At 39.6% G+C, this 24,943-nt stretch carries 22 protein-coding genes; 18 read left to right on the top strand and 4 right to left on the bottom strand.

What is annotated here, in order from left to right; genetic code table 11:
- Positions 1-134 precede the first annotated feature (134 nt).
- The 9 genes from chrA (at position 135) to G7074_RS05785 (ending at position 10,499) form a co-directional block, all read left to right on the top strand.
- Positions 135-1,265: a chromate efflux transporter gene (chrA, locus tag G7074_RS05825; protein WP_166207373.1), complete on the top strand. Its 1,131-nt coding sequence runs from the start codon at positions 135-137 to the stop codon at positions 1,263-1,265.
- Complete coding sequence (locus tag G7074_RS05820; protein WP_124561676.1) at positions 1,262-2,293, top strand: sulfotransferase; 1,032 nt, start codon at positions 1,262-1,264, stop codon at positions 2,291-2,293. Before chrA ends, G7074_RS05820 begins: the two co-directional genes overlap by 4 nt.
- A complete protein-coding gene (gene cysQ / locus G7074_RS05815) occupies positions 2,283-3,056 on the top strand; it encodes a 3'(2'),5'-bisphosphate nucleotidase CysQ (RefSeq protein WP_205944162.1) in 774 nt (257 codons plus the stop codon). Before G7074_RS05820 ends, cysQ begins: the two co-directional genes overlap by 11 nt.
- Before the next feature lie 24 nt (positions 3,057-3,080).
- The gene (cysC, locus tag G7074_RS05810) at positions 3,081-3,656 is read left to right on the top strand and encodes an adenylyl-sulfate kinase (protein WP_124561677.1); all 576 of its coding nucleotides are present in this window, start codon (positions 3,081-3,083) and stop codon (positions 3,654-3,656) included.
- Positions 3,657-3,853: 197 nt separating this feature from the next.
- Positions 3,854-5,317, top strand: coding sequence for a SusC/RagA family TonB-linked outer membrane protein (locus G7074_RS27550; RefSeq protein WP_166207370.1), 1,464 nt, complete (start codon positions 3,854-3,856; stop codon positions 5,315-5,317).
- Positions 5,272-6,948, top strand: coding sequence for a SusC/RagA family TonB-linked outer membrane protein (locus G7074_RS27545; RefSeq protein WP_166212343.1), 1,677 nt, complete (start codon positions 5,272-5,274; stop codon positions 6,946-6,948). Before G7074_RS27550 ends, G7074_RS27545 begins: the two co-directional genes overlap by 46 nt.
- Positions 6,949-6,985: 37 nt before the next feature.
- Positions 6,986-8,503, top strand: a complete 1,518-nt coding sequence (locus G7074_RS05795) for a RagB/SusD family nutrient uptake outer membrane protein (protein WP_166207367.1) — start codon at positions 6,986-6,988, stop codon at positions 8,501-8,503.
- Between the two features lie 99 nt (positions 8,504-8,602).
- Positions 8,603-10,003 (top strand): aryl-sulfate sulfotransferase, encoded by a 1,401-nt coding sequence (locus tag G7074_RS05790; RefSeq protein WP_124561680.1) that lies wholly within the window; start codon positions 8,603-8,605, stop codon positions 10,001-10,003.
- A 40-nt stretch (positions 10,004-10,043) separates the two neighbouring features.
- On the top strand, positions 10,044-10,499 hold the full coding sequence (locus G7074_RS05785) for a hypothetical protein (protein WP_124561681.1): 456 nt from the start codon (positions 10,044-10,046) through the stop codon (positions 10,497-10,499).
- Here the strand turns inward: G7074_RS05785 and G7074_RS05780 are convergent.
- Positions 10,496-11,083, bottom strand: coding sequence for a rhodanese-like domain-containing protein (locus G7074_RS05780; RefSeq protein ID WP_166207364.1), 588 nt, complete (start codon positions 11,081-11,083; stop codon positions 10,496-10,498). The genes G7074_RS05785 and G7074_RS05780 overlap by 4 nt on opposite strands.
- A gap of 17 nt (positions 11,084-11,100) precedes the next feature.
- Positions 11,101-12,006, bottom strand: a complete 906-nt coding sequence (locus tag G7074_RS05775; RefSeq protein WP_166207361.1) for a prohibitin family protein — start codon at positions 12,004-12,006, stop codon at positions 11,101-11,103.
- A gap of 330 nt (positions 12,007-12,336) precedes the next feature.
- Here G7074_RS05775 and rpsL point away from each other — a divergent pair, with 330 nt between their 5' ends.
- From rpsL to G7074_RS05750, 5 genes are all read left to right on the top strand, one after another.
- A complete protein-coding gene (gene rpsL, locus G7074_RS05770; protein WP_008244597.1) occupies positions 12,337-12,750 on the top strand; it encodes a 30S ribosomal protein S12 in 414 nt (137 codons plus the stop codon).
- A gap of 17 nt (positions 12,751-12,767) precedes the next feature.
- Positions 12,768-13,235: a 30S ribosomal protein S7 gene (gene rpsG, locus G7074_RS05765; protein WP_025145241.1), complete on the top strand. Its 468-nt coding sequence runs from the start codon at positions 12,768-12,770 to the stop codon at positions 13,233-13,235.
- A 130-nt stretch (positions 13,236-13,365) separates the two neighbouring features.
- On the top strand, positions 13,366-15,480 hold the full coding sequence (gene fusA / locus G7074_RS05760) for an elongation factor G (RefSeq protein WP_124561684.1): 2,115 nt from the start codon (positions 13,366-13,368) through the stop codon (positions 15,478-15,480).
- Positions 15,481-15,620: 140 nt separating this feature from the next.
- Complete coding sequence (gene rpsJ / locus G7074_RS05755) at positions 15,621-15,926, top strand: 30S ribosomal protein S10 (protein WP_008244591.1); 306 nt, start codon at positions 15,621-15,623, stop codon at positions 15,924-15,926.
- 96 nt (positions 15,927-16,022) lie between these two features.
- Positions 16,023-16,268, top strand: a complete 246-nt coding sequence (locus tag G7074_RS05750; RefSeq protein WP_166207358.1) for a hypothetical protein — start codon at positions 16,023-16,025, stop codon at positions 16,266-16,268.
- Between the two features lie 318 nt (positions 16,269-16,586).
- Here G7074_RS05750 and G7074_RS05745 read toward each other — a convergent pair whose 3' ends face one another.
- Positions 16,587-16,781, bottom strand: coding sequence for a YtxH domain-containing protein (locus G7074_RS05745; protein ID WP_124561686.1), 195 nt, complete (start codon positions 16,779-16,781; stop codon positions 16,587-16,589).
- A gap of 11 nt (positions 16,782-16,792) precedes the next feature.
- Positions 16,793-17,173, bottom strand: a complete 381-nt coding sequence (locus G7074_RS05740; RefSeq protein ID WP_166207355.1) for a hypothetical protein — start codon at positions 17,171-17,173, stop codon at positions 16,793-16,795.
- Positions 17,174-17,331: 158 nt separating this feature from the next.
- On the opposite strand from G7074_RS05740, the gene G7074_RS05735 reads away from it, so the two are divergent.
- The 4 genes from G7074_RS05735 to G7074_RS27765 all read left to right on the top strand — a co-directional run bounded on the left by G7074_RS05735 (position 17,332) and on the right by G7074_RS27765 (position 24,941).
- Positions 17,332-19,941 carry a glucosidase gene (locus G7074_RS05735; protein ID WP_166207352.1) on the top strand — a complete coding sequence of 870 codons (2,610 nt, stop codon included), beginning with the start codon at positions 17,332-17,334 and terminating at the stop codon, positions 19,939-19,941.
- Between the two features lie 18 nt (positions 19,942-19,959).
- Positions 19,960-20,730: an SDR family NAD(P)-dependent oxidoreductase gene (locus G7074_RS05730; RefSeq protein ID WP_166207349.1), complete on the top strand. Its 771-nt coding sequence runs from the start codon at positions 19,960-19,962 to the stop codon at positions 20,728-20,730.
- A gap of 99 nt (positions 20,731-20,829) precedes the next feature.
- Positions 20,830-22,173 carry a dGTP triphosphohydrolase gene (gene dgt, locus G7074_RS05725; protein ID WP_166207346.1) on the top strand — a complete coding sequence of 448 codons (1,344 nt, stop codon included), beginning with the start codon at positions 20,830-20,832 and terminating at the stop codon, positions 22,171-22,173.
- A 287-nt stretch (positions 22,174-22,460) separates the two neighbouring features.
- Positions 22,461-24,941, top strand: a complete 2,481-nt coding sequence (locus tag G7074_RS27765; RefSeq protein WP_166207344.1) for a hypothetical protein — start codon at positions 22,461-22,463, stop codon at positions 24,939-24,941.
- The last annotated feature ends 2 nt before the right edge of the window (positions 24,942-24,943 follow it).

The raw sequence follows: 24,943 nt of genomic DNA, 5'->3' as shown, positions 1-24,943 counted from the left end.
AAAAGAATATCAGGCTAACCTTAAAAAAGAAATATGGAGCTATCGGTACAGGGAGGTTTAACCAGGGAGGCAATAACACTGAGATACCTCTTTTTTACCTTTTTTAAAATTGGCTGTGTAAGTTTTGGGGGCATATGGCACTGGTGTCTTTAATCCAGCGCATTATGGTGGAGCAGGATAAAACTATCGACAATGAGCAAGTGCTGGATAGTATAACGGTAGCTTCCTTTATGCCCGGGCCGCTCGCAGTAAACGTTGTTGCCAATATCGGTTATACGTTAAAAGGTAAATTGGGCGCTGTTGTAAGTATTTTTGCAGTGTTGTTACCAGCCTGTATCCTGATACTATGTTTGGCTTATGTATACTTTTCAAGTGGTTTTAAAATAGAGTGGACCGCTGTTATGAAGTACGTTGGTGCAACCATTGGCATCATTATTTTTTCTACAGGTTTACAGTTATTCCGTAAAGAAATAGCACTCAACTATAGTAAAATTGCACTTTTTATATTTGCTGTAGCACTCGATTTAATTATTGGTAGTTATGTTTTAACTCTTGTTTTGATGCTGGTTGGAGCTACTGTTGGTCTTTTTATCGATAAGGAAAAAAATAACTACCGCGAAATTGCAGGCAACTTGAAAATGAAATATAAACTGCGGTTAAGTACAGTTTCATTGTCTGTACTTATCGTTTTGTTAATCAACCAGATTTTGTTTGTAAGCGGTTTTTTTAAGGGCTATTCCAGTATTTTTTTTAAAATCGGGACAGTTTTTTCTGGCATTAGTATTTCCCTGTTTGGTGGCGGCTACGTCATTATCCCAATTATGCAGTCGCTCTTTGTTAAAGATTTAAACTGGCTTACCGATAAACAATTTATTGATGCCATTGCTTTTAGTCAGGTCACTCCCGGACCCATTTTAGTTAGTTCTACATTTATTGGTTATAAGCTGGCGGGCTTCTCTGGTGCATTATTGGCCACTTGCTGTATGTTTTTGCCTGCTGCGGCCTTAATGATTATGGTTTCTAAGATTTTTAACCGTACCAAAGATCATCCGCTAATTAAAAGCATGATATCTGGCATTAAAGTGGTGGTAATTGGCCTGATCATTTCTTCTGCATTTAAAATATTATTGATGCAGCCCAGAACGATATTAGTAGGTGTAATTTGTATTATTGCATTTGTACTGAGCACTAAGTATAAATTAAGTCCGGTATATTTAATACTTGGCTCAATCCTTTTCGGAATTTTAAGCACTTTTATTTCATGAACAATATTTCCAACCCAGTAGGTATTCAGATAATTGGTACACAAAGATCGGGCTCTAATCTGTTGAGGGTGATTTTAGATCAGTCGGATGAAATTGCTTCACCCCACCCTCCTCATATTTTAGTCACCTTCGTGCCCCTGTTAAATTTATATACACCTTTAAACGCTGAAAGATATCAGGAGCTGGTAAGCGATGTGGTAGACTATGTAAATGCCAATCCCGTGCCGTGGGATGGTGTTGAACTGGATAAAAATTGGATTTATGAAAACTCGAAAGAACAAAGCTTATTCGAAATTAACCGGTTGATATACGAATCTGTAGCCCGATCGAAAAACGCGAAATATTGGTGTTGCAAAAGTATGGCCAACGTACATTATGCCAACGAGCTGGAAAAATATTCGCCCAAACTTAAGTACATTTATTTGTATCGGGATGGACGCGATGTAGCCTTGTCATTTAAAAAAGCAATTGTTGGCGAAAAGCACATTTATCATTTGGCGCAGCAATGGTTTAAAGATCAAACAGCTTGCATCGAGTTATCAAAACAAATTGAACCTGCACGCTTTTTTGCTTTAAATTACGAGGAACTGATTGCTAATCCTGAAGCTATAATCAAAAAGCTATGCCATTTTCTGGAAATTGATTATTTTGAAAGTATGCTGGATTTTCATCAATCAAAAGAATCGCTGGCCACAGCCAACGCAGGCGAAATGTGGGAGAATTTAGCTAAACCCATTATTAAAGACAATAGCCGAAAGTTTTTGAAAGAACTTAGTGCCAAAGAAATCAATATATTTGAGTTAATCAACCAAGAAACTTTAACAACCCTGGGCTATAGTTTAATAAATCCTTCAGTTAAGGGACAATTTATCCACGAAGAAGATATTATATTTTTTAATGACGAAAACGATCAAATGAAGAAGCGTTTTATGGAAAATGCCCGTCAATCTGATCTGGATAAACGGAACCCACAGCTGGAAATTTTAAAACGAATAAAAAATACAAAATCAGCACTAAATGCAAAGTAATATTAGCGAAAATATCGATATGCAGGCAATATTGGGCATTGCTGTGGCGGCAGGTGAAGCAATTTTAACGGTGTATAACCGCGAAGAAGGTTTTGAAGTAGAAACCAAAAGCGACGCATCACCCCTAACCATTGCCGATAAAATGGCAAACGATATTATTTGCGTGGGGTTGAAAAAACTATATCCGGCAATTCCAATTATATCCGAAGAGGGGAAAAGCATACCCTATGAGGACCGTAAAGACTACGATTTTTTTTGGTGCGTTGATCCCTTGGATGGGACAAAAGAGTTTATCAAAAAAAATGGAGAATTTACGGTAAATATTGCGCTCATTAAGGGGCAGACACCGGTTTTAGGGGTGATTTATATTCCCGTTCAAAACACATTATATTACGGTAGCGAAACTATTGGAAGCTGGAAACAACTGCCTGGAGAAACGCCGAAACAAATTAAGTCAATAAATACCACCACTTGGACGGCTGCAGTAAGCCGATCGCATGCCGATGGCAAAGAAAAAGAAATCTTAAGCCAATATCCCGTTACAAACTTCGTTGCGGTTGGTAGTTCCTTAAAATTTTGTCTTTTGGCCGAAGGTAAGGCACAAATTTATTTAAGAACAGGCCCAACTATGGAATGGGATACAGCAGCTGGCCATGCCATCATCCTGTTCAGTGGTTGCAACATCAACACATTATCAGGAAAACCTATACTGTACAATAAAGAATCGTTGCTAAACGAAGGTTTCTTGTGTAAAGTTGATTAATTTTAAAAGCTAATATCCTAATTCATGCCTCAACAAACAACGCCTGATCAACAAGCTGGAGTTTCAGCCCAAAACGGACTGGTAATATGGTTATTTGGTCTATCAGGTTCAGGAAAAACAACCATTTCAACCTTATTAAGCGAGAAATTAAAAGCAGCGGGGTTTTTCTCTGTTGCACTTGATGGAGACGCGTTGAGAGAAGGTATAAATAAAGATTTGGGGTTTAGCGAACAAGATCGAACCGAGAATATCAGAAGGGCTGCGGAAATAGCCAAACTGATGCTGAATAATAATATTATAACAATCTGCTCCTTTATTACTCCAATGAGTGCCCAAAGGACTCTGGCGGCCGAAATTATTGGCGAACGTTATTTCGAGGTTTTTATCGATTGCCCTTTAAACGTTTGCAAAGAAAGGGATGTGAAAGGTTTGTACAGAGATGCCAGACAGAATTTAATCCCAAATTTTACAGGTGTAAGCGCTAAGTTCGAGCCTTCATCCAATGCCAATTTAATTCTCAAAACCAATACTGAAAGTGCGGTTGAAAGTATGGAGCGCTTATTTAATGAGATTAGCCTCCGCATCGGCCCCGTTATTTGATCTGTTCATCCCTGAAAACGAGGACTTAAGGAGTCTATTTTCGGGATTCATGTGATCGTTCATAGTCTTTAGTCTACTTAGTCAATCGATTGCGCAGTGTTTTGCTGTGCAAGTGAATTGTTTAATTGCTAATATTATATATGCAAGAAACAATAGTCGTTGCTCCTTGCTTGCTATCAACTATCAAACGAATCATCATGACTAAAATTTACAAACAAACCACAGCTCATTATAGGGAGAGCATTCCTATAAAAAGACGCACTCTTTTTAACGCACTTTTAAAAAATATTTATTGTTGTCTGTTTTTACTCATTCCCATTGCTGCCAGTGCACAAACTGTAGTAACTGGTACCGTGAAAGACGAAAAAGGCCTGCCAGCGGTTGGAACATCGGTAACGGAAACCGATGTGAAGAACGGAACATCGGTCGATCCCAATGGTAAGTTTACATTAACCTTAAAAGGAAAATTACGTGTTTTAAACTTTACTTTAGTCGGTTACAAAACACAAAAAGTAACCATTGGAGCTTCAAATGTAGTAAATGTAAATTTAGAAGAAGACCTCAATAAGTTAAATGAAGTAGTAGTTGTGGGTTATGGTACCCAACGGAAAACGGATTTAACAGGTTCTATCAGTTCGATTAAAAGTGATGACCTGAACTTAGGTGGCACTACGTCCAACATCGGGCAGGCCATTCAAGGTAAGGCTGCGGGTGTGCAGGTACAACAAACAAGTTTTGCGCCGGGTGCAGGTATGCAGATTACAGTGAGAGGTGGTAACTCCATTAACACAACAAATAGTCCGCTGTATGTTGTAGATGGTTTTATTTCTGATAACGGAAGTACCATTAACCCGAATGATATTGAAGACATCCAGATTTTAAAGGATGCCTCATCGGCTGCCATTTATGGCGCGAGGGGTGGTAACGGAGTAGTTTTAATCACTACTAAAAAAGGTAAAGCAGGTAGGGTAGCCATTGATTTGGATCTATCGAACGGTACGCAATATTTAACCTATAAACCAACGTTGTTAAACGGTCAGCAATATACTGCTATTCAAAATGCTACAGCTATTGAAGATGGTAAGCCAGTTTTATTTCCGCCATCTTTTTCAATTGCTAATACCAATTGGTTGGAAGAAGCTACGCAACAAGCCTCAGTTCATAACAGGAGCTTAAGTATCAGCAGTGGCGATCAAAACTCTAAACTGTATGTATCAGGTAACTACATTAATCAGAAAGGTGTTTTAAAAGGAACCGGATTGGAGAAATATACTGCCAGGATTGGAGCCGAAAAAAGCCTTAACGAAAGGTTAAAGCTAGGTGCTAATTTTTATGGCTCAACCTCTAAATTATTTCAACAATCGTACTCAGCAGATATTACTGCGCCATTGTTTGGCTTGTTAACAGCAATGCCAAATATCCCGGTGTACAATGCCGATGGAACTTATTTCCGTTACCAGGGTAAAAACAACCCATTGGCTAGTTTACTCGAACCTACCAATACCAGTACCAATAAATTAGCTAATGCAAATATATCATTGGATTATGAAATCATTAAAGGCTTAACCTATCATTTAGGGGGCGGTGCAGAATATACCAATCTTAATGAAGGACAATATATTCCGAGAACGCTAACTGCAGGAGCTGTGAATGGGGAATAGCTGCACAAAAAAGCTCAACTACTTTTAGGTGGCTGGTAGAGAATTACTTAACTTATAAGTATAAAATTGCAGACCATGATTTTACTGCATTATTTGGATTTTCAAAACAGAAGGATGTAAATGATTATATAGCCGCTGGTAGTAAAGGGTTTCCTAGTGATGCATTTTTGTTCTATAATCTGGGAGCAGGATCCACGCCAAATGGTTCAGGTGTTACTATATCTAACTTAGGTAATGGTTATAATAGTTTTAAAGAACAGGCTACTTTTAATTCGATCTATGGTAGGTTAAATTATTCATATAAAGATAAACTTTTAGTAGCTTTTACTTATAGGGCAGATGGTTCATCAAAGTTTGGAACGGAGAAGCGGATTGCTCGTTTCCCGGCAGGTTCTATTGCTTATAAATTTACTGATGAAGAATTTATCAAAAACTTAAGTACATTCTCTAATTTAAAATTGAGAGCAAGCTACGGCCTTACTGGTAATGACCGGGTTATGAACTATCTGGCATTACCAACTTTCAGTATTTATAGCACTGTACTAAACCCCGGAGGGCCACTACAAGTAGGAACGGAGCCTAGAACGCTGCCAAATCCTTATTTAGGCTGGGAAACTACAAGGCAGTTTAATATTGGTTTGGATATGGGCTTTTTAAATGGCCGGATTAATGCAACAATAGATGTTTATGCTAAAAAGACAAGCGATTTGTTGAATAACATTCCAATTGAACAGTATTGGGGTTTTAGTAATCAGACCATAAATGCAGGCTTAATTCAAAATAGAGGTGTTGAATTTTTACTAAATACAGTAAATATCCGTACAGATAATTTTACCTGGAATTCGAATTTTAATATTGCATTAAACCGTCAGAAAGTATTGTCGTTAGGGCCAATCAACCAAATTTCTGTGAATACGGCTAACCCTAGTGGTACTGTTTCAGGCCGCGAGTTTTCGAGGGTTATGCCTGGACGGGAACTTGGTGAGTTATTCGGTTATGTGTATGCAGGTGTACTGAAAACCGGAGAGACCTATGCCCCACAGCCTAATTCAAAACCCGGCGACCCAAAATATCAAGATACCAATGGAGATGGTAAAATTACACCAGATGACATGACGTTTTTGGGCAATTCGACCCCACGCTATAGCATGGGTTTAGGTAACGATTTTCACTATAAAGGATTTGACCTAAATATTTTCTTTCAAGGTGCTTTTGGCTACTCTCTGTATAATATGAATAGGTTGGTTTTAGAATCTACTACTGGAGCCGATGCTTTAAACAGATTTGTGGCTGGTGTTAATGAAAATACAGATGTTCCACGCGAAGGCTATTTTTTAAGTACCTATGGCAGTTACGTAAACTCTCGTTTTGTTGAAGATGCCTCGTATGTGAGGTTAAAATCGGTTTCGTTTGGTTATACCGTGCCTTCAAAATTGTTCGATCGCCTTAAAGTAATAAAGGGACTAAAAGTATACGCTGAGGCGCAGAACCTATTCACTATTACCAATTATACTGGAACTGATCCTGAAGTAAACTCACACTCGGGAAGCAACTTTGGTGGCGGAATAGATTTTAATGCATTCCCGGCTTTCAGGACATTTTCGGCAGGCGTAAAATTAACCATCAACTAATACTATCCTACTGATAAGGATTAATCAAGATAAAGAGATGAAAAGATATAAAATTATTATAGCGATTGCTGCAGTTGTGCTTTTGCAGTTTTCTTGTAAAAAAGATTTAGAGCCAGTTGTCTACAGTAGTTTAACCAATACCAACGCTTTTAGAACCAAATCGGATGCTATAGCGGCAGTAAATGCAGTGTATGCCAGGTTAAAAGGCCCATCTGTTGGTGACAATTTTGATTACTGGACGGTTAGGCATTTTGCGTTAACCGATTTAACTACCGATGTTGGACATTGTAGCTACAGTGGTGATCCGGGCCAACTTTCCAATATACAATGGAACTCGGCAAATGGATTGATTGCTGAGGACTGGAGACAGATATACAAGCTGATTTCGAATGCGAACAACGCTATTTTCAATATCAGCCCCATGACCAGCCTTTCACAGGCAGAAAAAGATCAGTTCCTTGCCGAAATTAAATTTTTAAGGGCAGTAGCTTATATGGATTTAACCGATGCCTGGGGACCGGTAATTTTAGCTACTGAAAAAGACCTTGCAAATCCGGATTATACAAAAAGAGCAACTTTGACCCCGCTTGATCAGATTGAAGCTTTTCTAATAAACGATTTACAAGCTGCTGCAAATGCATTACCAGTAAACTATGCCAACAATTCGATATATGCAAGTAACGATGTTGGAAGGGCAACCAAAGGCGCCGCACTTACTTTGTTAGCTAAACTATACCTGCGCCAGCACCAATGGCAAAAAGTAGTCGATCTAACCAAACAGGTAATGGATTTAAAAGTGTATTCGCTTTATCCATCTTATGCTGGCCTTTTTGCTGAGAGTAATCAATGGTGTGAAGAGAATATTTTCTCCGTATTAAGCGATGCCAATGTGAATGGAACAGAATTGTTAAATCACTTTGGGCCATCAAACCATCCGGTTTTAACCGACAGATGGCAGTATTATGCGGTAACCTGGGATTTTTACAACAGTTTCGATGCAGCTGATGACAGAAAAAAACTCTTTTTTGCTGAGTATACCGGGGTTGATAAATTGGTGTACAAACAAGCTCCGTCATTGGGCGCCACGCCACCAGCCGGGGTATTTTATATGCAGGATGTGGCTACAGCAAAATATGCGGACCCAAATGGTGCAAATACTTATTACGATGGCCATAGTGTAAACATTTTGCGCTATGCCGATGTATTGCTGAGCAGGGCGGAAGCCATTAACGAATTAAGCGGGCCGACTACCGAATGTATCGACCTGATTAACCAGGTAAAAGGCAGATCGCATGCCAAACTATTGGTTGCGGCCAACTATAACCAAACCACATTAAAAGATGCACTTTTGCAGGAACGTGGCTGGGAATTGTTTTATGAAGGCAAAAGAAGAGCCGATTTAATACGTTTTGGTAAATATGAACCTATTGTAAACGGGTATCTGAAACGCATCAACAAAACACCAACAATTGTCATGCCTCGTGATCAGTATTTCCCTTATCCTTTAAACCAGGTAAATATTAACCCGAATTTAAATAACTCGGGCAGACAATAATTTCATACTTTTATTTAACAAAAAAGAATATGTAGTTTTTGCTATGTATTCTTTTTTGTTTACAAGCAACATCCTATTATATATAATGATCAGAAATTTATGAAGTATATTTTAAAATTTGCTGTTTTAGTTTTTGTACTGGCGCTTTTCGGCTGTTCTAACAACGGTAGTATTAAAGAAATTAAGGTTGGTCTGCACAACAACAATGAATTAAAAATCCAGATTGACGTAAATACCAGTTCGGATGTTGATGCGTACGTGAAATACTGGCCCAATAAAATTGCTGATTCTTTAAAGCAGATCTCACCTATTTCGAAAAACAAAAGTCGCCATACATTTGTACTTTGCAACATTATTCCTAAAACAAGCTATGCTTATCAGGTTATAACAGTTAAAAATGGTGCCGAAACAGTAAGTAAAACCTATACTTTCGAATCGCGCGATTTACCGGAATGGTTAAAAGACCAATTTAAGGCCAAAAGTGCTGATGATAAGTTGATCCCAAAGGAATTTAAAAACGGATTAATCCTCATTAACAAAAGGTATTCGCCGGGAATGGCTTATCTGGTTGATTATAAAGGAAGATTAAGGTGGTACCACATGATTGATAATATGGGCTTCAAAGTAATCAACTTTACCAAAGATAAAACCTTGCTGTCTATTTTGGGGAGTAACGATGAACCTACAAGCTATGGGAGCCAAATTCTGGAAATTAATCTGAATGGCGATACCGTGTTACACCTGAAAAAAGGACAGGGCGATTTTAAACAAACCATTCACCACGAAATTTTAAAAAACAGTAAGGGCGAATTGGTAACGCTCTTTGTTGACCGCAAGATAACCGATTTAACTCATATTGGTGGTGCCAGGCAAGATACCATAAATGGCGACGGTATTATGGTGATGGATCAGAAAGGAAAACAGATATGGAAATGGAGTGTGTTTGATGCACTTGATCCTTTTGCTGACATGGCGCTGTTAAAAACTAAAAAAGACTGGATGCACGCCAACAGTTTAAATTACGATACGGATGGAAATTATATCATTTCCTTTTATAATAACGGACAGATTTGGAAAATCGATTCGAAAACGGGCAAAGTAATCTGGAAATTTGGTAAAGGAGGGGATATTAAGATACCTGCCGAAGCCGGTTTCTCTCAGGCTCATGCCGTGCATATAAACGCAGAAGGTAATTTAATGTTTTTCGATAATGGGATAGATAAACATCAATCTGGCGTGTACACCTTTAAGCTAAACCAACCGGCCAAAAGCGCGGCTTTAGATATGCACATTAAGTTGCCACCACAAATTTATAACGATCGTATGGGTAGCGCTTATATGATTACCCCTGAAAATATACTGTGTTGCAGTTCGAAAAGGCATATTATGGTATTAACCAATAGAAAAGGTGTATTATTATGGACATTAGAAGCTTCAGTACCTGCTTATAGGGCAATTTTCGTAAATTCGGAACAATTAAGCCCTGTTTTAAAACCTTAATAACAACAAAATAATTAATAAACCAATTGATTTTAAGCCTATGAAAAGAACCTTACTCTTCATTACTTTCAGTGCAATCTTATCTTTTTCGGGATGTAAAAAAGATCGCATCAATAATCTGAATAGTATCAGCTATGGCTCTTCTTTTGGGATGTGTGTCGGATATTGCTCCAATAATCTGCTCATCAGTGATTTGAAACTTACTTTTTCCAAATCAAAAAACGGCCAGACATCCGATACCAAAACCTGCAGCAAAACAATTTCTGAGGCAGATGTAAATGCCATCAAAAACGACCTGAATATGGAGAAAATTGCTGCCCTGCCCGAAACAATAGGCTGCCCTGATTGTGCAGATGGTGGTGCCGAGTGGATCGCCATTAACGCTGATGGTAAGCAATATAAAATTACCTACGAATACGGTAAAGCCCCCAAAGAGCTCGAAGCTGCGGTAGCCAGGTTAAAGGTGCTGAAAGATGGTTTTAAGGATTGTAATTAGTTAGCTTTTATTAGCTGAGCGTTAACCGCACTGTTTTTAACGTGCGTTCCCTCAAAAGTTATTCTTTTATCTAATGTGCTTACCAGTTCAGAAAGCTCATAAACATTTCTGTATCCATAACCATACAGGTTAATGTAAGTTGGGATGTTGAGCGCTAATGAAATGGCTGCGATTTTTTTATTAACCATGACAGGAATAACTGTTTTACTGGCAAAATTGGCTGCGTCATCTACAAAGTTGTTGTTGCAATAGATTAATATTCTGGTATCGGCATTAGGGATAAGCCTGAGTAGGTTTTGTTGGGTAAAATCAGAGAAGTTAAGGTGTATTGCCCCTTTAACATGTTTTCTTTTATATAAGCTATCTGATCGGGTATCTAAAATAATGGTGCCCTTTTCTGCTGCCATTTTTAAAAAAGCAGGTAAGTCGACCAATCTGCTTTTTCGGTGGGCTTTAACTTCTGGTATTAATTTTTCGTAAGCATCAAAATCTACATTTGCCTTTCTTTTAACAAGCGGAGTAGTTTGCGCATTACACAGGTACGCAATACTAAAAAGCATGATGGTAATGATTTTCGTTTTCATGTTTTGAGTGTTTTAAATTAATTTCCGCCTAAAATAATTGGGGTACTTTTACCATTCCCCATAATAATGACTTTCGTATTTGCCGATTTCGCAATTTCTTTTTGAGCTAATATAGATTCATACTGAAGCTGCCTGTCACTCAATCCTGTTGAAAGAATACGTTGATAATCGGCAATACCCTGGGCTTCTACTCTTTTACGTTCTGCTTCCTGGCGTTCTTTTTGAAGTACAAATGTCATCTTTTGTGCATCCTGTTCGGCATTTATTTTAGATTCAATACTTGCTTTTACCGATGCGGGAAGGGTGATGTTACGCACTAAAAGCTGCTCTAATTCTAAACCCCTTTTGGCAAAACTTTTCTCAATCGTGTTAAATATTTTAGCCTGAAATTCATCCCTTTTACTGGAATATAGTGCAACAGCATCATAAGCTACGGCATTATCTCTAATGGCAGTACGCGAAACCGGGCGAACAATCTTTTCCAGGTAATCGGTTCCAATTTCCCTTAGGATTTGTGGAGCTGCACTTCCTTTAACCCTGAATAATACCGAGAGATCAATAATTACTTCCAGTCCATCTGCCGATAAAACCCGCAGTGCATCGTCAGTTTGTTTATTGCCTTCATCATGAACGCCAGACATGGTATAATTTTGGGTTTTAACATCAAAAGGTGTGATTACTGCAATCGGGTTAATTACGTTCAAACCGCTGTACAAAACATCGTTGTCTACTTTCCCAAAAACTGTTTTAACGCCAACCTCACCGGCATCAATCACTTTAAACACAGAAAAGGATAAACCGATAATTACCAAAACCACGCCTGTAATTTTGGCGATATTGCTGTAGCGGCCAATAACATTGTTTTGGTTAGAAACAGCAAAGCCAATAAAAATGATGATAATTCCAATGATACTTAAGAACATATAATTTAGATTTTTACTAAAGATAAAGTATTTCAAACAATCTTTTATGCCTGTTTGAAAAGAACTTGATGCTTCAAAAGCTAATCGCCAGGACAATCATATTAAGGTATTGAAGAATTGGAAATGGCCAACCCAAAACTAAAAACTGCAAACTGTCTCACAACTCCTTAATCTTCAACTCTAAACTAAAAACTCCGGGCTCCAAACTTTTTACGCTAACCCCTTGATTTTTAAAAAGAATTGTTCTACTTTTGCAGTCCGTTTTATGGGCTATCTGTAAAGATGCCGGGGAGCGGTAAATTTTTTAATAAAAAAACATAAAAAAGCACAATGCCAACCATTCAACAATTAGTTAGAAAAGGTAGAGTAGCACTGGAGTTCAAGAGTAAGTCTCCAGCGTTGGACAGCTGTCCACAGCGAAGAGGTGTATGTACACGTGTGTACACCACTACCCCTAAAAAACCAAACTCAGCAATGCGTAAAGTAGCCCGTGTTCGTTTAACGAACGGTAAAGAGGTGAATGCTTACATCCCTGGAGAAGGTCACAACTTACAGGAACACTCTATCGTATTGATCCGTGGTGGTCGTGTTAAAGATTTACCAGGTGTACGTTACCACATCATTCGTGGTGCATTAGATACATCAGGTGTAGCTGGTCGTAACCAACGTCGTTCTAAATATGGTACTAAACGCCCTAAACCAGGACAAGTAGCTGCGGCGCCAACAAAAGGTAAAAAGAAATAATCGGGAGGAAATAAGAAATGAGAAAGTCAAAACCAAAAAAGAGAATTATTCTTCCTGATCCAAAATTCAATGATGTTCAGGTAACTCGTTTTGTAAACAATATGATGTACGATGGAAAAAAATCTATCGCTTACTCAATCTTTTACGATGCTGTTGAAATTGCTGAGAAAAAAGCAGGTGAAAACGGTTTAGAGGTATTCAAACGTGCATTAACTAACATTATGCCAGCTGTAGAGGTTAAATCTCGTCGTGTTGGTGGTGCTAACTTTCAGGTTCCAACTGAGGTTAGACCAGAGCGTAAAACAGCTTTAGGTATGAAATGGTTAATTTTATACGCTCGTCGTCGTGGTGAAAAAACCATGAAAGAGAAATTAGCTGGTGAAATCGTAGCTGCTGCTAAAGGTGAAGGTGCTGCTGTTAAGAAGAAAGAAGATACGCACAAAATGGCTGAGGCTAACAAAGCGTTCTCTCACTTCAGATTCTAGTTTTAGGATTAACAGACTAGTAAGATTACACAGATTTAATTAGAAGATTATACTGATTAGATAATTTGCACCGATTTGTTTCTACATAATCGGTGCAATCATTTAAAATCAGATAAATCAAAAACATAACATGGCAAGAGATTTAAAATTTACAAGAAATATTGGAATTGCGGCTCACATTGATGCTGGTAAAACTACCACAACTGAGCGTATCCTTTATTATGCTGGTGTAAGTCATAAAATTGGTGAGGTGCACGAAGGTGCTGCAACAATGGACTGGATGGCACAAGAGCAAGAGCGTGGTATTACCATTACTTCTGCTGCAACAACAGTTAACTGGAAATACAGAAACCAGAACTATCACATGAACATTATCGATACACCGGGACACGTGGATTTTACCGTAGAGGTAAACCGCTCGTTACGTGTATTAGATGGTTTAGTGTTCTTGTTTTCTGCTGTTGATGGTGTTGAGCCTCAATCAGAAACTAACTGGCGCTTAGCTAACAACTATAATGTTGCCCGTATCGGTTTCGTTAACAAAATGGACCGTTCTGGTGCTGACTTCTTAAAAGTTGTTAAGCAGGTTAAAGATATGTTAGGTAGTAATGCAGTTCCTTTGCAATTACCTATCGGTGCTGAAGATCAGTTTAAAGGTGTGGTTGATTTGATCAACAACCGTGGTATCGTTTGGAACGAGCACGATAAAGGTATGACCTTTACTGAAGTGCCAATTCCTGATGATATGATTGATGAGGTTGCTGAGTGGAGAGAGAAATTATTAGAATCAGTTGCTGATTATGATGAGTCTCTAATGGAGAAATTCTTCGATGCTCCTGAAACCATCACTGAGCGTGAAGTTTTAGATGCTTTACGTGCAGCTGTTTTAGATGCTAAAATCGTTCCTATGGTGTGTGGTTCATCTTTCAAAAACAAAGGTGTTCAAACCATGTTGGATTATGTAATGGAGTTATTGCCTTCACCTTTAGATTCAGAAGGTGTTGTAGGTACTAACCCTGATACTAACGAAGAAGTTTTATTGAAACCAAGTATTGATGAGCCATTTGCAGCTTTAGCATTTAAAATTGCAACTGACCCATTTGTAGGCCGTTTATGCTTTATCCGTGTTTATTCAGGTAACTTGGAAGCTGGTTCTTACATTTACAATACCCGTTCAGAAAGTAAAGAGCGTATTTCACGTATCTTCCAAATGCACGCTAACAAGCAAAACCCTGTGCCTAACGTGGCTGCCGGTGATATTGCTGCTGTAGTTGGATTTAAAGATATCAAAACTGGTGATACCCTTTGTGATGAGAAACACCCAATCGTTCTTGAGTCGATGGTATTCCCTGATCCGGTTATCGGTTTAGCTATTGAGCCTAAAACTCAGGCTGACGTTGATAAATTAGGTATGGGCTTATCTAAACTGGCTGAAGAAGATCCTACATTCAGAGTACAAACAGATCAGGAAACTGGTCAGACTGTAATTTCTGGTATGGGTGAGCTTCACTTAGATATCTTAATTGACCGTTTAAAACGCGAATTTAAAGTAGAGGTTAACCAAGGTGCGCCACAAGTAGCATACAAAGAGGCTATCTTCGGTACTACGGAACACCGCGAAGTTTACAAAAAACAATCAGGTGGTCGTGGTAAATTTGCCGATATCAAAGTTGTTATCTCTCCAATTGATGCAGATTTTGAAAAAGGCGGATTACAGTTTGTAAACGAAATTGTAGGTGGTTCAATTCCTCGTGAATTTATCCCTTCAGTTGAGAAAGGATTTGCTTCTGCAATGGCGAACGGTGTATTAGCTGGTTACCCGCTTCCTGATATGAAAGTACGTTTGATTGATGGTTCATTCCACGCAGTCGATTCAGATGCTTTATCATTCGAGCTTGCTGCCCGTATGGCATACCGTGAGGCTTTACCTAAATGTAAACCTTCGTTGATGGAACCAATCATGAAAATCGAAATCTTAACCCCTGAAGAAAACATGGGTGATGTTATCGGTGATATGAACCGTCGTCGTGGTCAGTTACAAGGTATGGATACCCGTAACGGTGCACAGGTTATCAAAGCATTGGTGCCACTTTCAGAAATGTTCGGTTATGTAACTCAGTTACGTACCATCACTTCAGGCCGTGCAACTTCTACAATGGAATTCGATCACTATGAGCCAGCGCCTAAAAACGTACAGGACGAAGTAGTAGCGAAATCTAAAGGAAGAGTTAAATCTGAAGACTAATAAAAGGATTACACAGATTAATGAGATTACACCGATGGATAACTGAAATCGGTGTAATCATTAAATCGGTGAAATCACACTAAGATAAATCCGGTTTCTGTTGTTAATAGCTCTAACAGGAAACCATAATTAAAAACAAGATGAGCCAAAGAATCAGAATTAAATTAAAATCTTACGATTACAACTTAGTAGATAAATCTGCTGAGAAAATCGTAAAAACTGTTAAGCCTACGGGTGCAGTTGTAAGTGGTCCAATTCCACTTCCTACAGAGAAAAAAATCTTTACTGTATTACGTTCTCCACACGTAAACAAAAAAGCTAGAGAGCAATTCCAATTATGCGCTTACAAACGTTTATTGGATATTTATAGCTCTAACTCTAAAACAGTTGATGCTTTAATGAAACTTGAATTACCTAGCGGTGTTGAAGTTGAAATCAAAGTTTAATTGATTTTAAAAGAAATGAGAAAGTCCTGGTGTAAGCCAGGACTTTTTTTGTGCCCGCATTTTAGAACAAAAGCTTTATTTCGTGGTTTTACTGATATGAAAAAGCAAGTAAAAACAGAAAACGACCCGTCGGTAATTGGGCAGGATTTTGCCAACCCAGATGAAACAGCAAATAAAAAACAGCCATCGCATGGCGAAGTGGCTAATCAAAAAGATGGTGATTTTTCTGAGCTCGAAAAAAGCAGGATGGAAAACCCGCCTCAGCATAGAGAAAGAAACGGATCTGATAAAAATGATGTAGATAGCAATCCCCGAAACAACCAGAGCAAAGGTGTAAGATAGCAAATGGCTTGTTAACCGTTATAATATAACATTTGTACTATCCCGAATTAAAAAGGGAATATCCGTAAAGAATAATCCCTTTTAAATTTTTAATGCTTTTCCGGTAGATGGAAATTAAGTAGAATTCCACAACTGAATTGCGTTAATCAAGTAGCAAAATGCCCTTAAATTTTAGTTGTTAATGATCTTTTTAGTTAATCTTTGTCGCGAATCCTACAGCAGCGCAAATTTCACAAACATCTCATCAATTTACAAGTTCTCATTGATAAATATCTTGATATATATCAATTTTTTGTGTCTGTAAACTTTCAAATCCTGTCAGTATAGATCGCTGGTTTGCCTGTAGTCGTGCCTTACTCTTTCACCGAAATTACTCGCTTGGTTGAGGTATATGCTGGCTTTCGTTTTAATATCATCTGCCAAAGATTTGCCATCAGCGCTCCTTTTCTTAGTCAGATATTTTAACCCGTATACAGCTGCTGTACCCAGTATGGCGTATTTTAGTAGTCCCATAGCTTTATTTTTTATATTCCGGTATCTAGCGCATGATCCTCATCGACCTCATTAATGCCCGGTTTAGTTTTAAAATCTTCAGATGAGCTGCCGGTATGGCTTTCGGCACTTTTTACTGTGGGGTGCTTATCCGGGCTGTTGTAAGCATCGTCGCTCAATGAATCGGCGCCCTGCGTACCCGTATTGTCGAACCCATCCCTGGGCATTGTTTTATCAAGGTGCATGGTTTCTGCATTGTACCGCGCTATGGTTTCTTTACCAAAACTAGTTACTTCATTGCCCTTATTGCCGGCTTCATAAGCTTTTTGCACTTCCGATTTTTCTTCACTGTTGCCTTCCTTACCTATATAACCTTCCAAATGCTCTGCTTTATTATAGATACTCGTTTTCATAATCCTGCCATTGAATATTTGTATATAGAACGTTTCATTAATTAAAAGGTTTGATTTTTGTTGGCGTTTTCCTGACATAACTTTTAGTATTTAATGCATTAAATATTTGATATTTAACGTACATATTAATTTAGGCCTAAAAATCTTAAACATTCCTTATGGAAAATGCCGAACAAAGTAGAATTGACGCACAGTACCAAAGCCGTGCAAACTGGCTCAAATGGGGACCGTATGTATCAGAAAGGCAATGGGGAACCATACGCGAAGATTACAGTAATAATGGCGATGCCTGGAGCTATACTACACACGATAGTGCCAGAAGCAAGGCTTTTAGATGGGGAGAAGAGGGGTTGGCAGGTTTTAGCGACGATCAGCAATTGTTATGTTTGGGGCTTGCACTTTGGAACGGTAAGGATGCCATTTTAAAAGAACGTCTTTTCGGGTTAAACAATGGAGAAGGTAACCACGGAGAAGATGTAAAGGAAATTTATTACTATCTGGATAATACACCAGCGCATACCTACATGCAAATGTTGTATAAATACCCACAATCAGCTTTTCCATATACGCAACTGTTAACCGAAAATGCCAGGGGAACAAGGCAAGACCCAGAATTTGAACTCATAGATACCGGAATTTTTGATCAGGATAAATATTTTGATGTGTTTATCACTTACGCCAAAAATGAAGAAGACGATATTTTAGTACATTATTCCGTTAGTAATCGCGGTAACGAAGATGCAGAAATTCATTTGTTACCTCAGTTGTGGTACCGCAACAACTGGAGTTGGGAGGGGAGCGCTGCCAAACCCGCTATAAATTATCTAGGCGAAAACGAGTTACTTTTCCATTCAGAAAAGCAGGGCAAAATGTACGCCTATGCAGATGGTGATCCTGATTTTTTATTTACCAATAACGAAAGCAACAATGAGCGTTTGTATCAATCGGCCAATGTTTCGCCTTATGTAAAGGATGGCATTAATAATTACGTTGTTAACGGCAAAGAAAACGAAGTAAATCCGGCTAAGAGCGGAACTAAGGTAGCGGTACATTACCATAAACTTGTACCCGCAAAACAAAGTCTGAGTTTTAAGCTTAGGCTGTCCATTAAACCAATCGAAAAACCTTTCGAAAATTTTGATGCGATTTTTGATTTGCGGAAAAAAGAAGCAGATGAGTTTTATGCCAATAAATACAAGGCCAATAGCAGTGAAGAGGAGCAACAGCTGCAACGCCAGGCCTGGGCGGGCTTACTTTGGAACAAGCAATACTACAACTATGATGTAAATGTTTGGCTAAAGGGCGATACAGGTTTACCAAAACCAGCTGTAAAGCGGGCTTGCGGACGTAACTTTCATTGGAGCCATTTTATGGCAGCCGATATTATTCTGATGCCCGATAAGTGGGAGTATCCCTGGTTTGCCGCCTGGGACCTTGCCTTTCATTGTATTGCGCTGGCACCCATCGATCCTGATTTTGCCAAACAGCAGCTGAAGTTACTGGTTAGCAATAATTATATTCACCCCAACGGGCAGTTGCCTGCTTACGAGTGGGATTTTACCGATACCAATCCGCCGGTACATGCCATGGCCACTTACAAGGTCTACATTATGGATAAAAAAAATAAAGGAAAGGGTGATCTGAAATTCCTGGAAGAAGTTTTTCAGAAGCTGCTGCTTAATTTTACCTGGTGGGTAAATCAAAAGGATAGCGAGGGTAATAATATTTTTGAAGGCGGTTTTCTTGGTTTAGATAACATAGGGGTGTTTAACAGGAGCGAGCCGGTGCCAGGTGGTGGCTTTTTAGAGCAAGCCGATGGTACCAGCTGGATGGCAATGTACGCTTTAAATATGCTGCAGATTAGTATCGAACTCGCGCTGCACAATCCGGTTTATGAAGATATGGCCATTAAGTTTTCAGAACACTTTTTGTTTATTGCAGGTTCTATTGATAACATGGGCGAGTACCATACCGGTTTATGGGATGACCAGGACGGTTTTTATTACGATTTACTCCGCAAACCCGATGGTGGTTGGGATAGGCTAAGGCTCAGAACCCTGGTAGGCTTGATTCCGATGTTTGCTGTCATTGTTTTTAGCGATCAGGATTGGAAAGATTTACCTAAACTTAAAAATCGGCTAGCATCTTTTATGCTTCAACGACCCGATTTGGTACAGCTGGTGAGCCATTGGGAAGATAAAAGCGGTAACGATAAACATTTATTTTCGCTGTTGCGCGGCCACCGCATGAAAATGTTATTGCGCCGTATGCTCGATACTACTGAGTTCCTCTCAGAGTTCGGTATCCGTTCTATTTCGAAGAAATATGAAACTGAGCCATACAGTTATTGGTTAAATGGTAACGATTATTCTGTTAAATATATTCCGGCAGAAAGCGATACGGGTATGTTTGGCGGTAACAGCAACTGGAGAGGCCCCATTTGGTTTCCCATTAATTACCTGTTGATTGATGCACTGAAGCATTTTCACGAATATTACACCGACGATTTTAGGGTAGAATATCCAACAGGTAGCAATACCTATTATTCGCTTGCTGAAATAGCCGATTTATTGGGTAAACGGTTAAAAAATATCTTTTTAAAAAACGAAAAGGGAGAAAGAGCTGTTTTTGGTGGGTGCGCAAAGTTTAACCACGATGAACACTTTAAGGATTATATGCTGTTTTACGAATATTTTAACGGCGATAATGGAAAAGGTTTAGGTGCAAGTCATCAAACCGGGTGGACGGCTTTAGTGGCACTTTTATAATCAGTTAATGATCAGATAATGGAAAGATTTAAGAATAAAGTAGCTTTAGTTACAGGTAGCAGTCAGGGAATTGGTGCTGCATGCGCCTTACGTTTAGCAGCCGAAGGTGCCGATATTATTTTAAACGGAAGAAAGCTGGATGAACGTGGCGAAAAACTAATTGCCGAAATTAAAGCCCTGGGTAGACGAGCTGTTTTTTTAGAAGCAGATATTAGTCAGGTAGAAAGTGTAACCAGTTTAGTTGCCAATGCCATAAAAGCATACGGCAAATTGGATATTTTGGTAAACAATGCGGGTGTTGAAAAGAACCATAACTTTTGGGAGGTAACAGAGGCCGATTTTGATCTGGTAATGGACACCAATTTAAAAGGACTGTTTTTTGGTACCCAGGCTTTCGTTAGACACTGTATAGCCAACAAGATTGCTGGAGTAGTTGTAAATATGAGTTCGGTGCACGAAGAAATCGTTTTTCCGCATTTTGCACCTTATTGTGCCAGTAAAGGTGCCTTAAAAATGTTAACCCGTAACCTTGCAACAGAGCTGGCTCCTTTCAATATCAGGGTAAATAATGTGGCACCGGGTGCTATCGCTACACCCATCAATAAATCGCTTTTAAACGATAAGGAGAAGTTAGCAAAGTTATTGGACAATATTCCGATGAAAAAGCTGGGTACGCCCGAAGATGTTGCAGGCATTGTGGCTTTTCTGGCTTCTGATGATGCCCGGTATGTTACGGGCTCAACTTATTTTGTTGATGGCGGATTGACTTATCATTACGAAGAACAGTAGGAGAGCTTATACTCCCAATATAAACCGGTTTAGAAAGTTTGTCCTCAGGTTTTATTAAATCCCGCTAATCCTTAACTTCGCCCAAAATTAAACTGAGCAATGGAGTGGAAATATTTACTTTCGAATAAAAGGTTTGGACAAGAACAATACGGTGCCAGCACCGACAGAGCCCGTTCAGATTTTCAGCGCGATTACGACCGCCTGATTTTTTCGTCTCCCTTTAGAAGATTGCAAAATAAAACCCAGGTTTTTCCATTGCCAGGGAGTGTTTTTGTGCACAACCGCCTAACCCATAGTTTAGAAGTAGCGAGTGTTGCCCGCTCCATGGCCAATATTTTTCTTAAAAGTGTTGAGGAGCATAACCCTGCCCTGATTAAAGAAGTTCCTTTAATTAACGAAGTAGGTAATATTGTGGCCGCTGCTGCATTGGCCCACGATTTAGGCAATCCTGCTTTTGGTCACTCGGGCGAAGCTGCAATTTCGCGCTATTTTACCGATGGTGACGGTAAAGTTTACCAGAAAGAAATGAGCGAGGCACAATGGCACGATTTAATTAATTTTGAAGGAAATGCCAATGCCATCCGCATTCTTACCCATCCGTTAAAAGGCAAGGGTAACGATGCTTATGCATTAACCTATTCTACCTTAGCTTCAATAGCCAAATATCCGTGTGCCTCTATTGCAGGCAAGCAGAAAGGATTGTTGCACCGTAAAAAATATGGTTTCTTTCAATCAGAAGAAGATAGTTTTAAAAAGATTGCTGCCGAGCTTAAGCTAGAGCAGGAACAAAGCGAATACCTCATTTACAAACGCCATCCATTGGTTTATCTCGTTGAGGCTGCTGATGATATTTGTTACAGTATTATCGATCTGGAAGATGCCCACCGTTTAAAAATCCTTTCGTACGAGGAAGTAAAAAATTACCTGTTGCCTTTTGCAAATTCTAAAACCATCGAAGACCGGTTGAAACATGATTATGAAGATGATGATGCAAAAATTGGTTTGCTAAGAGCAAAAGCCATTAATACATTAACCAATTTATGTGCAGGTATCTTTTTTAACGAGCAAGAAAGGCTATTGCGTGGCGAACTGAACCAGAGTTTAACCGATATGATCCCCGAACCTTATTTGTCGGCCTGGAAAGCAGTCGAAAAAATATCTGTAGAGCGTATCTATAATTTCTCGTCAGTGATTCAGAAAGAAGTAGCTGGTTATAAAATTATGGCTGGTTTATTGGAAGAGTTTGTTCCGGCATTGATCCACAACAATACCCACTACTATAAAAAATTGGTTAAGCTTATTCCCAAACAATATCATACCGATTTAACCGATATCTATTCTATTATTCAGAGTGTGCTGGATTTTGTGTCGGGAATGACCGATTTATACGCGGTTGATTTGTATCGCAACATTAAGGGAATATCTTTTCCTTCAGAAACTTAACAGTTGATGTAACGCTTATTGTCGGTAAATATAGCCTGAATGCAGTATTTGAAGTGTTTTTTCTTCTGTTTTCAGAACGAAAATATCCCAAAAATAGGGTGTTGGTGTAAAAATGCAAAATAAGATACTGATTATCGTGTTGATTGTCAGTATTTTGAGTGTTGCGTTGTCTTGGTGAATAGTCTTTTGTGTAAAGTAGACATAACGGGATATACTAATTAGTAGATTTGAACGTAAGGCCCTTATTTTTTGTTTGAAGCCTTGCAATTTAGATCTCATCCCGGTTCATGAAAAAACTTTTACTTATCGCATTGCTGAGCTTCGGCCTGGCACTGGCTGTTAAGGCGCAGGCGCCACAGCAATTTAACTATCAGGGAGCAGCAAGGAATGCTAATGGTACACCACTGGCAAACAAGAGCATATCGCTGCGAATCAGTATACTGGATGGATCATCAACCGGAACTGCGCAGTACAGCGAAGTCAGAAATGTGGTAACCAATGCTTACGGGCTTTATGCAGTAGCAATTGGCTCGAGCGGGGCAACTTCGGTAAGCGGTACTCTGGTCGGGGTAACCTGGGCTAGCGGATTAAAATTTGTAAAAGTAGAAATCGATCCCGATAATGGAACCAACTTTAGTTTAGCCGGAACAGCTCAGTTATTGAGTGTTCCATATGCATTGTATGCAGCTAATGGCCCTGCTGGACCAAAAGGCGATACCGGGGCAACAGGGCCTGCAGGTACGCAAGGTGTAGCAGGAGTTGCCGGACCTCAGGGGCCGGCAGGTGTTGCAGGGGCAACAGGAGCTCAAGGGCCGATTGGTTTAACCGGTGCTACCGGTGCACAGGGAGCAACTGGTGCTAAAGGAGATCCCGGCGTTACAGGCCCCGCTGGAATTCAAGGCATACAAGGTGTAAAAGGAGATAAGGGCGATAAAGGAGATGTCGGTCCGGTAGGGCCGGTTGGACCTTCAACCGGGGTTGCAGGAGGTGATTTAACAGGTAATTATCCCAATCCCACTATTGCGAATTTACAGGGGAAAACATTAAGTGTAGCTATACCAGCCAATAACCAGGTTTTACTGTTCGATGGAACAGCCTGGAAACCGGTTACATTAGATGTTGCCCAACTGGCTGGAGCCAAAAGTTTAACCTCTACCGATTTAGCTGTTAGTGCCAACGGTACTTCAGCCTTGCTGAAAGATGTGGTTATTGATATTAATGCCGGCGCAGTAACAACCGTTAAACTGGCCGATGCTGCCGTTACCACATTAAAAATAGCCGATGGAGCCATAAGCACGCCCAAGCTGGCTGATGCAGCAGTTACTTCGGTGAAAATTGGCAATAAAGAAGTAAAGAATATCAATATTGGCGATGCAGCAGTAAATACCCTGCAACTGACAGATGGTGCGGTTACTACTCCAAAGCTAGCTGATGCGGCAGTTACTTCAGTAAAAATCGGAAATAAAGAAGTTAAAAATATCAATATTGATGATGCAGCAGTGAATACCCTGCAACTGACAGATGGTTCAGTTACTACACCAAAACTGGCCGATGCGGCGGTTACCTCCGTAAAAATTGGCAACAAAGAAGTTAAAACAGTAAATATCGATGATGCAGCAGTGAATACTCTGCAGCTGGCAGATGGTTCGGTAACCACATCAAAACTGACCGATGCATCCGTAACCGTTGCAAAACTAACCACTGCTGGTATTGCCGATGCTAACAAAGTATACATTACCAATGCCATTACAGGTAAACCCGAATTAATTAGCCGTACTTTATTTGCCAATGCAAATGCCTGGGCATTAAAAGGGAATACGGGGAATGTAGATCAAACCAATAATTTTTTAGGTAATACCGATGATGTGGCCATTAACTTTTTGGTAAACGGACAAAAATCGGGTCGTTTGGGCAATTCGGCAGAAAGCAATGTTGCTTACGGCTATAAAACCATTGCAAGCAATGTTTCGGGCTTTTACAACAGTGCATTTGGTAAAGAGGCGCTTTCGTTAAACATTTCAGGTTACGAAAACAGTGCTTTTGGTTATCTGGTGTTGCAAAGGAGTTTCAGTGGTATCAACAACAGTGGCTTTGGTTCGCAGGCTTTAAGTATAAGTACAGTAGGCTCGAACAACAGTGCATTTGGTACCCATACCTTAATGGCTAACGGTAGCGGCATTAACAATACAGCTATTGGTAGTTTGGCTTTAGAGGCTAGTAATGGCGATAACAATACGGCCGTAGGTTATGCTGCCGGATCAAAAAACAATGGTTCGGGAAACATTTTTATTGGTAGCAACGCTGGCAGCGCCAGTACCAGTGTAAATAACATCTTGGCCATTGCCAATACCAATACAATCTATCCGCTAATTGCGGGTAGCATGACTGCAGATGGCGGAACTTTAACCCTCAATGGCAGTAATGCAGCTATATCAACCACCTATGCTCCGGCAAGTGCCAGCACGCTAAACGTAAATGGCTCGGTTTCGGCAAGTATTTTAACCTATACCACAGGCGGAACGTTATCGCTTGATGCCAGTCATTATACCGTGAGGCTAAAAAATACCGGACTTCCGCTTACTTTAAATTTGCCCGGGGCATCAACCTGCAAGGGCAGGATTTATGTTATCGTAAAAGCCTTGTCAACAGGTAATGTTACCTTAAACAATGCCATTACCATGAACGACGATACAACTATTACCACCATTAGCGGTGCAAAAGCATATACCATCCAAAGCGATGGCTCGGCCTGGATCTCTTTAAATTAAGA

The organism is Pedobacter sp. HDW13 (genome assembly GCF_011303555.1).
Lineage (GTDB): Bacteria > Bacteroidota > Bacteroidia > Sphingobacteriales > Sphingobacteriaceae > Pedobacter.
Note: the sequence above shows the minus strand (reverse complement) of the source record. Positions and strands in the feature narration are given on the sequence as shown.

Excerpts from the sequence above, each read along its gene's own strand:
- G7074_RS05750 (WP_166207358.1), top strand. The coding sequence starts at position 16,023 with ATGAAAAAGCAAGTAAAAACAGAAAACGACCCGTCGGTAATTGGGCAG.
- G7074_RS05740 (WP_166207355.1), bottom strand. The coding sequence starts at position 17,173 with ATGAAAACGAGTATCTATAATAAAGCAGAGCATTTGGAAGGTTATATA.
- cysC (WP_124561677.1), top strand. The coding sequence starts at position 3,081 with ATGCCTCAACAAACAACGCCTGATCAACAAGCTGGAGTTTCAGCCCAA.
- G7074_RS05795 (WP_166207367.1), top strand. The coding sequence starts at position 6,986 with ATGAAAAGATATAAAATTATTATAGCGATTGCTGCAGTTGTGCTTTTG.
- G7074_RS05820 (WP_124561676.1), top strand. The coding sequence starts at position 1,262 with ATGAACAATATTTCCAACCCAGTAGGTATTCAGATAATTGGTACACAA.
- G7074_RS27550 (WP_166207370.1), top strand. The coding sequence starts at position 3,854 with ATGACTAAAATTTACAAACAAACCACAGCTCATTATAGGGAGAGCATT.
- G7074_RS05790 (WP_124561680.1), top strand. The coding sequence starts at position 8,603 with ATGAAGTATATTTTAAAATTTGCTGTTTTAGTTTTTGTACTGGCGCTT.
- fusA (WP_124561684.1), top strand. The coding sequence starts at position 13,366 with ATGGCAAGAGATTTAAAATTTACAAGAAATATTGGAATTGCGGCTCAC.
- G7074_RS05735 (WP_166207352.1), top strand. The coding sequence starts at position 17,332 with ATGGAAAATGCCGAACAAAGTAGAATTGACGCACAGTACCAAAGCCGT.
- dgt (WP_166207346.1), top strand. The coding sequence starts at position 20,830 with ATGGAGTGGAAATATTTACTTTCGAATAAAAGGTTTGGACAAGAACAA.
- G7074_RS05780 (WP_166207364.1), bottom strand. The coding sequence starts at position 11,083 with ATGAAAACGAAAATCATTACCATCATGCTTTTTAGTATTGCGTACCTG.
- G7074_RS05785 (WP_124561681.1), top strand. The coding sequence starts at position 10,044 with ATGAAAAGAACCTTACTCTTCATTACTTTCAGTGCAATCTTATCTTTT.
- G7074_RS05745 (WP_124561686.1), bottom strand. The coding sequence starts at position 16,781 with ATGGGACTACTAAAATACGCCATACTGGGTACAGCAGCTGTATACGGG.
- chrA (WP_166207373.1), top strand. The coding sequence starts at position 135 with ATGGCACTGGTGTCTTTAATCCAGCGCATTATGGTGGAGCAGGATAAA.
- rpsG (WP_025145241.1), top strand. The coding sequence starts at position 12,768 with ATGAGAAAGTCAAAACCAAAAAAGAGAATTATTCTTCCTGATCCAAAA.
- G7074_RS05730 (WP_166207349.1), top strand. The coding sequence starts at position 19,960 with ATGGAAAGATTTAAGAATAAAGTAGCTTTAGTTACAGGTAGCAGTCAG.
- rpsJ (WP_008244591.1), top strand. The coding sequence starts at position 15,621 with ATGAGCCAAAGAATCAGAATTAAATTAAAATCTTACGATTACAACTTA.
- cysQ (WP_205944162.1), top strand. The coding sequence starts at position 2,283 with ATGCAAAGTAATATTAGCGAAAATATCGATATGCAGGCAATATTGGGC.
- rpsL (WP_008244597.1), top strand. The coding sequence starts at position 12,337 with ATGCCAACCATTCAACAATTAGTTAGAAAAGGTAGAGTAGCACTGGAG.
- G7074_RS27765 (WP_166207344.1), top strand. The coding sequence starts at position 22,461 with ATGAAAAAACTTTTACTTATCGCATTGCTGAGCTTCGGCCTGGCACTG.
- G7074_RS05775 (WP_166207361.1), bottom strand. The coding sequence starts at position 12,006 with ATGTTCTTAAGTATCATTGGAATTATCATCATTTTTATTGGCTTTGCT.